Annotated in this window: 9 protein-coding genes and 1 pseudogene; all 10 read right to left on the reverse strand. The window is 41.4% G+C overall.

Annotation, left to right across the window (positions count from 1 at the left end):
* Window positions 1–3: 3 nt before the first annotated feature.
* Window positions 4–801: a hypothetical protein gene (locus DWX68_RS05260; protein WP_147354941.1), complete on the reverse strand. Its 798-nt coding sequence runs from the start codon at window positions 799–801 to the stop codon at window positions 4–6.
* Window positions 798–1,241 (reverse strand): adenylyltransferase/cytidyltransferase family protein, encoded by a 444-nt coding sequence (locus DWX68_RS05265; protein ID WP_118467362.1) that lies wholly within the window; start codon window positions 1,239–1,241, stop codon window positions 798–800. The genes DWX68_RS05260 and DWX68_RS05265 overlap by 4 nt, the downstream gene beginning before the upstream one ends.
* A 17-nt stretch (window positions 1,242–1,258) precedes the next feature.
* Window positions 1,259–2,647 (reverse strand): LicD family protein, encoded by a 1,389-nt coding sequence (locus DWX68_RS15065; protein WP_333491332.1) that lies wholly within the window; start codon window positions 2,645–2,647, stop codon window positions 1,259–1,261.
* A gap of 42 nt (window positions 2,648–2,689) precedes the next feature.
* Window positions 2,690–3,412 (reverse strand): annotated as a pseudogene (locus DWX68_RS15070) (ABC transporter ATP-binding protein); the annotation flags it as partial.
* An 11-nt stretch (window positions 3,413–3,423) separates the two neighbouring features.
* Window positions 3,424–4,206 carry an ABC transporter permease gene (locus DWX68_RS05275; RefSeq protein WP_118628774.1) on the reverse strand — a complete coding sequence of 261 codons (783 nt, stop codon included), beginning with the start codon at window positions 4,204–4,206 and terminating at the stop codon, window positions 3,424–3,426.
* A gap of 38 nt (window positions 4,207–4,244) precedes the next feature.
* A complete protein-coding gene (locus DWX68_RS05280; protein ID WP_118628775.1) occupies window positions 4,245–6,077 on the reverse strand; it encodes a glycosyltransferase in 1,833 nt (610 codons plus the stop codon).
* Between the two features lie 112 nt (window positions 6,078–6,189).
* Entirely contained in the window at window positions 6,190–7,161 is a 972-nt protein-coding gene (locus DWX68_RS05285; RefSeq protein WP_347475162.1) for a glycosyltransferase, read from the reverse strand.
* A gap of 151 nt (window positions 7,162–7,312) precedes the next feature.
* Complete coding sequence (locus DWX68_RS05290; protein ID WP_118467352.1) at window positions 7,313–8,683, reverse strand: exopolysaccharide biosynthesis polyprenyl glycosylphosphotransferase; 1,371 nt, start codon at window positions 8,681–8,683, stop codon at window positions 7,313–7,315.
* Window positions 8,684–8,783: 100 nt separating this feature from the next.
* Window positions 8,784–9,794: a glycosyltransferase gene (locus tag DWX68_RS05295; protein ID WP_118492053.1), complete on the reverse strand. Its 1,011-nt coding sequence runs from the start codon at window positions 9,792–9,794 to the stop codon at window positions 8,784–8,786.
* On the reverse strand, window positions 9,754–10,449 hold the full coding sequence (locus tag DWX68_RS05300) for a transcription termination/antitermination NusG family protein (protein WP_117795021.1): 696 nt from the start codon (window positions 10,447–10,449) through the stop codon (window positions 9,754–9,756). Before DWX68_RS05300 ends, DWX68_RS05295 begins: the two co-directional genes overlap by 41 nt.
* Window positions 10,450–11,040: the final 591 nt, after the last annotated feature.

An 11,040-nucleotide genomic window follows, 5' to 3' on the forward strand; every position in this document is an offset into this window, starting at 1 on the left:
CACCTAAATATTTACTTTTATATTCCACAAAGTCATTTTCCACCGCCCAAAAATCTTGATTCCAGCTCTCCTAATATCTTTTATTTTCTCATCATCAGCATATTGTAAGTTTATATTAACTGCTTTAACTTTGTATTTATTACAATTCGAAAGCAATTCATCAAACTTGTCTGGATAGACTGCATGCTGTCTTAACATAATATTCTTAAATGGATATATTTTTAATACATCCTCTAAGTCCTGGACATCATAGCAAGAAACAACCAAATGATTCAGCATTTCATCATTTTCTTTAAAATGTTCAATAATCCACGTATATGTTTCTTTTGCATCCTCTTTTACATCCAAAACCATATACGCGTCCGAATGGGATTTCATCCAATCTACAACATCTCTGAATGATAACGGTGTATATTTTGACAAGATGCGAGCTTGTTTAAATTGTTCTAAAGTCGGCAGGTATTCTCTTGGTATCTGCTCTTGAAGATATTCACTCGGCTGGCGTTCAATCTGCTGTAAATATTCAAATTCAGGCTGCCCTAAGTCTACTTGTGTCCAGTCATGCCTCAGTACAATTTCATCATCCGAGGTAAATCTCAAATCAATATCAAATAGCCTTGTCTCATTTTGATAGGACTGATTGAGTGCTTCTAACGAATCTGTATATATGTTTCCATCTATTCCCCCTCCAGCATGAGCAATCACATTATAGTCATAAAATTTAGCTTCCTGAGTTGGTTTGCTGCAGGAACATAATACACAGCATCCGCATAACATTAATATGTATTTCCAACATTTCATCTTTCGCTGCCTTTATATTCTTCCCTTATTTTTTCTTTAATACTTTTTGTAGAAACTGATTTTGTATATGGAAAATAAACACACGAAACTCCTTTTTGTTTCAACTTTTCTTCTATTTCATTGTACATCTTCGTATTTTTCCAATCGTCTCCATGAAATAAAACGTTGTAATTAATTTCCGTTAATACCTCCAGCTTGTTCATTGTTTTCTGCGGAATTACTTGATCTACACATTTCAATGACTTTACAATACGAAGTCTGTCTTCAAAAGGAATAATGGGAAATTCTCCTTTATACTCTTTTACCAGTTCATCTGTGCTTACACCTACAACAAGGTATTCACAATTTTCCTTTGCTTTTTCCAGTATATTTAAATGCCCTACATGGAACAAATCAAAGGTGCCTGTTGTATACCCGATTTTGAATTTCTTTTTCTGCATAAAACAATCCCTTTATACTAATTTTCATCGCATTTCAGTTTACTTAGATACTCCTTGTAATCCATCTCTGTATCGAAAATTACCCCTCCATGCGTATTCGATACATTCTGAGGCGTCATATAATCTCCATACCTATTTGTCAGATATGCGTCATACCCAGCCGGTACCGGCATTTTCAAATATTCAAAGTCCATCCAAATTGTCTCATCATACATATGGCGGTCTCTGATTCTCTTTTCTGTATCAAAAATAAAGTTTAAAGGTGCCACCTTATCTGCATCTTTCTCTTTGACTGACCGGAACATATCATCTATATATTTCCAGCAATTGTCTGTACTCAGATTTTCTTTCAACTCCTCTGGAATTTCAAAATCCTCCGGCCATTCAAATTCTCTTCCATCTGTCGTTTCAACAATAAATTGCTTTAATACATCACAGTTCCTTCTCTGCTTCTCTACAACCTGTACATCATTTGAAACATTCTCTAAAACAAACAGATCGATAAAAATACCCTGATTAAATTCTTTATTCTGTCTTTCTTCTACGCTTAGGATTCCAGTTGTATAGCTATTTCGAATCTGAGCATGTCCATGTACATACTTTTTATCCGTGTACACATTCTGAAAAAAATACGGTTCTGTGAAATATCTGGGAGCAATCTCACATAACTTATCATAGTCTTCCCGGAACATTGCAAAATCCATATCATCATCCCAAGGAATGAATCCTTTGTGGCGCACTGCTCCCAACATAGTTCCTGCATCTGCGAAGATTTTTAAATTATTTTCCCTGCACACCGTCAGCAGGCGATCTGCCATCTCCAATTCAATCGCCCATACTTTTTTCTGCTGTTCTGTTATTTCAAAACCGAATTTTGTTTCCGGATCAAAAAATGACTTTATTGGATATGTGTTCCATCCATGCGGCATTACCAAAAATCCATGCTCTTTTCGCTCAGCTGTCTTGATATCCAACACAATAAAATCTGTCAGACTGTCATGAAGAACTAAATTTTCTCCCCATATACGTGCTTCCAAATAATATTGACCATCCAAAAGATAATTTTTATCAATATGACATTCCATGACTCCGCAATGCTCAGATAAAATCATTTTTTTATATTCCAATGCGGTTGATGTCCGATAAACTGGTGTATGATCCTTTGTAACAATTCCAAATGCAAAACTTAACGGCATATTTTTGGTTCTGCTTGCATATTGAAAACGAATTGTTATCTTATCTCCGGTATCAAAACAAGCACTGGATTTTCCTTCTTTGTCCAGCAGTTCAATCGAAGTAAAATGAACCAGTCCTGTTCCTTCTCTTTTCGCCTCCGGAGCGCTGAAAATACTCAGTGAGCTGCAGGTCTCATCAGTAAAAGGATTTTCCTTCTCCTTTTCCTTCATCTCTCCTTTATTTCCACTTAAGCTGTTTAAATACGCTCTTGATACTTCACGGACGGTTCCACAACCTCTGACAACTCCTTTTTCTAACCACAAAGCATTGTCACAGATTTTTCGAACCGATTCCATCGAATGAGATACGTACAGAAGTGTCGTTCCTTCTTCTCGCATCTTTTTCATTCTTTTCTCACATTTTCGCTGAAACGCATAATCGCCAACCGCAAGAACCTCATCACAAATCAGAATATCCGGCTTAACCACCGTCGCGATCGCAAATCCAAGTCTTGCTGCCATACCGGAAGAATAATTCTTAATCGGCATATCTAAAAATTTTTCCAGCTCTGCAAATTCTACTATTTCATCAAAATGCTCTTTCATGAACTGTTCGTCATGCCCTAAAACAGCTCCATTTAAGTAAATATTTTCCCTGGCTGTCAAATCACCATCAAAACCGGCGCCCAATTCAATTAAAGGAGCAATCGTTCCGTTTACCGTTACTGTTCCTTTATATGGTTTTAAAATTCCGCAGATCACCTTTAACAACGTCGATTTTCCAGAGCCATTGATTCCTATGATTCCCCAGGACTCACCTTTTTTTACACTGAATGATACGTTTTTTAATGCAAGGAACTCCTCAAACATTAATTCTCGCTTTACAAGCTTAATAAAATATTCTTTCAGATTATCTATCTTTTCAGAAGCCATATTAAATCTGGCTGTTACATTCTTTACTTCAACTGCTATTTCATTTTTTTCATTCTGTTTCATTTTTTCCTCGTCTAAATATATAAAATAAATTTATCCTGTGTTTTAGAAAAAACAATGCTTCCGACAACCAGCGATATAAGTGCTACCGTAAATCCGTAAAGAATCCACTTAATATCAGGGAATACTCCTTTTAAAACAATGGTCCGGAATTGTGCTACATATGAATACATTGGATTAAATATTTTAATTAAATGCTGTACTTGTTCTGGAAGCTGCTCAATTGGATAAAAAATTGGTGTAAGATAATTCCACGCTGTTAAGACTGCTGCATAGATATGCTGAATATCTCGGAAGAAGACACATCCCTGAGCCAATAGCAATCCAAGTCCAATACTAAATATATAAATTTGTATCAGCACAACCGGAATCCAAAACATATAAAAATTAAATTTCACACCGCACACAATAAATACAATCAACATAGCTCCAAGAGAAAATAAAGTATTTACGAAACTGCTTGTTATTTTGGATATTGCAAATATATATTTAGGTACATATGTCTTTTTTAGCAATGCACTATTTCCTATAATTGACCACATGGCCTGACTGGTTGCATCTGACATAAAACTAAACAATGTAGAACCAATAATCAAATATACCGGATAGTTTTCAATATTAAAGCGAAACATTTGTCGAAACACAATTACCATAATAATCATGATCATTAATGGATTCAGAATGCTCCATATATATCCCAGAAAACTTCTCCGGTATTTCAATTTAATATCTTTTATTACCAACTGCTTCATGAGCGGTTTATATTTTTTAAATAATTCTATTTGTTTCTTTCCCATTCTCAATTCTCCTAATGGATACTAACCTCTACTTTTTATTATTTTTCAATCCAGAGCTTTTCGTTTTTTAATATTTCGTATTTTGTCTTATATTCTTTTTGAGTTTTTCCATATTGAACCATCAGAATCCGCCAAGTATTTATGCAATACATAGCTGCTTTGAAAAGCTGTCTTTCTTCCCGGACTGCCGCTCTCTTCTTTTTTGCCCCAGTATCCCGCAATTCAATCCGCTTCTTTCGGAAAATCGAAAACGGTGCATCATACGGACGTAAGATACCTACTTCTTTATCTGCTGGCAGGAACCAGCCGTTAAAAGTTATCTTTTTCCAAAACTGTTTTTTATTCCGATCCGGGTTATAGCACCTCTGTAATTCTTTTAGGGTTGGCTGCTCTTCCAATTCCATCGGCTCTGTATCCGGAAGATGCTTTCTCAACTGATTGTTCAACCGCTCTGCGTCTGTCCCCATCAGCCATTCTGGACCTTTCATGAAATCTATCATTCCCCGCCAGGAGAAATAGGCTTCTTCATAACGCATCTTTAAAACAGCTGTTATGATAAATTTAGAGATCCATTTCCACATCTGAATTCGTGACATATCCGGTTCATGCAGTGCTGCAAATATCAGGTTATTCCGCACATCGTAATATGCGTTTGTTCCCAGAAAATTCACTTCAAACCCTTTATGCCAGACATTGAATCCGTTTAAGAAAACAATGCCTGTCTCTCTGTTTCGAATCTCATATTCGATATCATCCCGGTGAATAAACAGCGGAAGCGGCAAATTATCTTTTCGAACTGTATTCAGGGAATAGCAGCAGCACCACCAACCGGAATACATCCGGTATTCGTCCTGCGGTGTTTCAATTAATGGTTTCCGGCAGTTACGAAAACTTCGCATATCTGTCATGACGAGGCGGTTAGTCACATTGAATCCTTCAAACCACTCTCCCATCGCCTGACAAATATACGGATAATCTTCCCGAAGCAGCGTACCTCCCAAGCGGATATCCTCCCACTCATCCTTCCGCATCCCCAAAAATCCATACGCCCGCACAAACAGTTCCGGATCCATGACGGCATCATCATCCATCAGCTGTACATGCGTTAATCCGAGACGTTCTTTTTCCTCGATCGCCTCAATCATGCCTCTGGTGAAACCGCCTGCGCCGCCGACGTTGCGGTTTGGTATGATTCGAACGGTTTCTGGATATCTGGCTGCCAGGCGGCTGATTTCTTCATGTTCCGAAAGCGTTCTTCCGTTGTCTACCAGCCAATAGCAGAGTTTTAAAGAAGCATTTTCCGGTCGTTCCAGAAATTGCAGGATACTTTTCAGATTTCGGAGGACATACGGCTCTCTCTTAAACGTGCAGACTACCGCTGCGATCCGCACCTGTTTTTCATTCCGACAAGTTCCCTCATACCAGCCTTTTATATGATTTGATATATCAAAACCGATATTTTTCTTTGTATCCTTTATCGTTTTGGCAGCTGCATTTTCTACTGATTCTGTCTCCGCGTTTTTCACGTTCTCCGATTCTGTCTCTTTCCCGGCACCTATCTTTTTCACCGAAAACCAGAAAACTCCTTTTTCCGTCTCCGGATATGGGAACTCCAGATCCAGAGTTTCTTTCCCCCCCGTCAGCATCTTTTCCTGAATGATATTCTCATCCAGCATCAGACGAATTGCCTGACAGCCATTCAATTCCAGGTGCAGCGTCAAACTTTCCTGGTTTGTGTACTTCTTCCTTTTTTCGATATAGAAAAGGTTGAAATATCCATTGAAATCGACCCATTCTCCATTTCGATGGAAATACAGTTCTTCTTCCCTGCAGATATCTGCTTCCGGAAATCGTATATTTTGTAGACGCATCCGCTGTGTCTCCTTTTCAGTCCTTTTAGGAACTGCCGTTCCTCATTCCATGTTTTGAGAATTATATAGTTTCTAATCTGTCTTTATATCTCTGACGGATCTATCTTCATATTTAGAACTTCCTTCTGCTCCGCCCAAGCGCCCATACCGCCGCCCGGTACAGCCCATACCGGCTTACCCGCAGCAGCTTCACCGCCTTATTTCGGTTCGCATGGTAAATTTCCGGATAGTCCCGAAGTAATTCATCTTCAAACTGCATCAATGCATGCTTTACTTCCTTGCCAGCCGGAAGGCTCAGAAGTATCTTCACTCTCCCAGCTGCCACCCTGGCGATTCCATTTTCAAGATACTGTAGCTTTTCCTGAGTGCATGAAATCTTCTTTCCGTCTTTTCCGGTAAGTGTTCCGCCCTGATACAGGCGGTAAAAGGACAGCAATGATTCCATCACTCGGTCATAATTTTCCTTATTCCTGATCATCTTCTCCGGGCTGACACTCTGTCCTTCCCGGCCGATCCGGTACTGATAGACAAAGTCCGGGATAAAGGATACGGTCTTGACCCACGGAATCGGATACAGGATGTATTCGGCATCAACGTAATAGCAGTGTTCATCGATCGAAAGCGGCATTTTCCGCAGGATCTCTGTTTTCCATGTGATTCCATGCATTTTCATGTAAATCTGGTCTGCGATTCCATCGAATCCATAGGAAATCCCATATTTCACCCCTGAAAATGGTTCTGGAATTTCTGCTTTTTTCGGAAAGGAACTTTCCTCTCCGCTTCCGTTGTCAAACCGCCAGTAGAAACCGCTGACCAGCACATCATCCCGACAGTTTTTCAGCGCAGCAATCAGATGATCCAATGCCTCCGGATCCACCCAGTCATCGGCATCGACTACTTTCATATATCGCCCCGATGCATTCTGGATGCCGCAGTTGATCCCAGATCCATGACCGCCATTTTCTTTATGAATGACACGGACAACGGTCGGATAGCGCTCCGCATATTGATCAGCAATCGCACCGGTTTGATCTCTTGATCCATCGTCTATAATCAATATTTCCAGGTATTCGGACCAATCCATACCTGGTTGAAAATCAGACATTCTTGCTGATACAGTTTGAATGTTTGATTCCGTTTCATTTCCTGTCCAGCTCTGATTTTTCTTTTTCAAATCCTGGTCTTTGCATCCTGCGCACAGTGAATCCAGGGTATATGTGATATATTTTTCCGCGTTATACGCCGGGATGACGACTGTCAGAAGCTTTTCCATTGTCTGCGACTCCTTCCGTACTCTCTTTGAGCATCATGATCTTCGGCGTCATCAGGATGAGCTTCAGGTCGAGAAGCAGAGAGTAATTTCGTATGTAAGTCAAATCCAGTTTCAGTTTGTCATAGGACGTTGTATTGTATTTTCCATAGACCTGCGCATATCCGGTCAGTCCGGCTTTCATCTTTAAGCGGTAGCAGAATTCCGGGATTTCTTTCTCGATCTCCGCCGCCAGCTCCGGGCGTTCCGGACGCGGTCCTACGATCGACATCTCACCTTTCCAGATATTGAAAAGCTGCGGCAGCTCGTCCAGGCGGGTTCTCCGAAGGAAATGTCCCACCGGCAGGATCCGGTCATCGTGTTCCGCTGCCAGTCTCGCCCCGGTTTTTGCCTCCGCGTTCTGGATCATCGTCCGAAATTTGCAGATCTGAAATTCTTTTCCGCCCTCTGTGAGACGGGTCTGCTTGTAAAAGACCGGACCGCGGTCGGTCAGGTAGATCGACAGCGCCACCAGAAGGAAAAATGGGGATAATACCACGATTCCGATGCTCGAACAGATGAAATCCATCGCCCGCTTAATAAATCGCTGAAGATCCGATATGCCATCATTTCTCGATAATAGCAGAGGACTGTCAAAGATATCTAATTCCTGGGAAGTCCGGATCAGAATGTCCGATAATTTCGGCACCGTGTAGGTCCGGATATCCTGCTCAAAACATTTCTTTAAAAGCGCATTTCGATCCTTCGCCGGAATATCTCCGATGATCAGAGCGTCGTATTTTTTTGCTTCTTCCAGAATCGCTTTCATGCCAACCCGGATATGAATGGCTGTTTCCAGATAGTATTTATCTTCTCTGGAATGAATCTTTTCCATCAGATGAAAGGCCGGACGGTCTCCGCATACCAAAAGCATTCTTCTTGGCGGAAACAGAATCCTGTATATCTGCTGAAACAGGAACGTCCAGATCAGTGCAATCAAAAGCTGGACAACCGTCATCCCAAGCAGTATCCGGGGATCATGAAATTTTTTATCTAACAGAGAAATCTGAATATACGTAATCAGATTTAAAAGTCCGATCGAAAGGATCTGAGAACAGAGTAGATTTCCTTTTTTCAGGTATCCGATCCGGAATCCCCCGTAAGTCAGCAGGAAAAATAGTAATAGTCCCGCATACAGGGCGATCATCAGCCAGTTTCCTCTTCTCCAGAACGGAAATTCGATCATTTTGTTGAAATATCCGTTCCAGACATATCCATAAGCGCCAACTTCTGCCCCCATCAGGAGCAGCGCACCTATCAGACGGAACAGTCGTTTGAATGGTTCATATTGTCTCAAAATAGTTCCTCTTCTTTTTGTTTTTATTCAGGCCGAACTCCACAGAACCCAACGTGTAATTCTATTCCAGGTAATCTGCCTGTTTCTTTTTATAGGAACACTAAGCATCCTCAGAAAGCGTTCCTCTCAATTTTTTCTGATAGAGTATTCCACGCACGGATGCCGGAATCAGACTTGCAGTAACGCGGATCACGCAGTTTCGCAGATACTCTCTTCTATTTAAAAATCCACTTTTAAAAAACGTTTTCTGCAGATTCAGAGCGGCCCTGGCATAGGACAGACCGCCGCGGCGTTTGATCATCCCATTGTCCGTTCTCGCATACACCAGAATATCCGAAAGATTTTCTGCTTTATATCCTGCCTGCAAAAGACGGACCCACAATTCATAGTCCTCCGCCCCCGGAACCGGATGATAGTTTCCCACCGCCAGCACAGCTGAACGCCGCATCATGACGGCCATATGGTTCATCGGATTGCGCTTTCTGGCAAACGTTAAAATTTCTTTATATTGGCAGGGAAGTGACCGAATTCCAGTGATTCTGCCCGGCGGAAACAATTTTCCATTCATCCCACTTCCAATTTCACCTCTATCTGGCGCATTTAGGTTATCTACATTTTCCTGTTCTGGCACTTCTGCTGCGACAAATTCTGCAATTTTTCCGCTCAGAAGTCCGAGTTTCCCCTGTTCTGCTTTCTTTCCCAGCAATTTGCCCGCTGCTTCTTCTGCATATCGTTTCAGCTGCTTTTCACAGCGATCTGGACAGGCAATATCATCACTGTCCATGCGGGCGATCCATTCATTTCGGCACGCTTCTACACCTGCTGCCAGCGCCCGTGCGATTCCGCCGCATACAGGAAGGCGAAGCACCTGCAGAACTCCCGGCCATTCCCGGTCAATCGTCTGGATCGTTTCATCCAACACTGGTGTCAACGGTCCATCGCATACCAGGACAAATTCATCTGGAGGAATCGTCTGATTCATCATGCTGGCTGCCGCCTGATAGAAATACGCTGGATTTTCTTTGTGATATACCGGCATCAGAACCGAATATTTCATACACTCATACTCATTATTCTGCTGCCAGCTTTGTTCCATCGTTCTCCGCTCCATGTAATCTTGTTATCTTTTTTGATGGGTTCTTTCCAGAGACCGATACCCGGCTAAAATCGTTTTCCTGGAAATCTCCTGAAAGATTTTTAGGGTTCAGGGGTCCTTTCTTTGGGAAAACTGCCTCCGGATCATCTTCCATCCGGATTGCCAGCTCTACCTGTCGTGCTTCGTTCAGCAGTTCTGCCTGAATCGTCACGATTCGTTTCCGCAGCCGCTTCCGGATGATCTTTGGCAGCATCTCACCAAGCACCCCTTCCGCCCATTCGATCTCCCCCGCGTCATTTGCCCGCACCAGAAACCGCCGGACGGTGTGGGAAGAATCCTCCCGAAGAAGTTCTTTCAGAAATTTCTCTTCCTCTTTTTTCAGGGGGACTGCCGTTCCATATGGATGTGCTTCCGAACCAGCATTCAGAAATCGCACCAGCCCCGCCAGACATTTCACTCCGTCTTCCAAAACAGGCTCATCCGCCGTGTCCACAAACACATAGCCCGGAAACATGACTTCCGTATCTACATAGTAGACACCGCCCATCCGCCAGGTCCGTTCTTTGGACAACACAAAACAAGGCTTTTCAGCCTTATCCCGATAAAAATGATTCAGTTTTTCTGCCGCTTCTGCCTCGCGTCCCACAGGTGTCTGCACCACGTACCACATACAGGCGTTCTCCCTTTCATGTTTGCGATTTTCGCAGAATATCTAGTTCTGCGAAAATCTTCAATCATTATACGATACTTTCAAGGTTAATTCAATAGAAGTTTCTCCCAAGAATCTCTTATGAAATTATTAAGTCGTCATTTCTGAACAAAATTTTCTGAAATTCTCATATAATATTCCCCTTTGCTTTTGAAATTTTTGTCAATACAGCATCTGGGTTCTGCATATAAAACCGTTTATTTTCGCAGAACTAGATATTCTGCGAAATTTTTTATTCTGTTTTTTTCAGCTACAAGCTATTATGTTGCATTTATGATATAAGATTTATCTTTTGAATTGGTAGACTTTTTAGACAATTTCATCGAACGATAGTACTCCACGCCTTCGCTCTCTCCCAGAAGCTTCATGTGGAATGTTTCGTATAGACAGCAAAAAAGCATTCCAAATGAGTTTTTCCTCATCAAGAATGCTTTTTGCATTCAGGGCTGATTGAAATGCCGAATTGTCCGGGTTGACAAACATTCCCATATTCACCTATCCCTTCTGAAATCACATAATTTTATTTTTTCATTTAGGAAATCAACTAGCAAG

Source organism: Clostridium sp. AF20-7, from assembly GCF_003479275.1.
In the GTDB taxonomy this organism is placed as follows: domain Bacteria; phylum Bacillota; class Clostridia; order Lachnospirales; family Lachnospiraceae; genus Otoolea; species Otoolea fessa.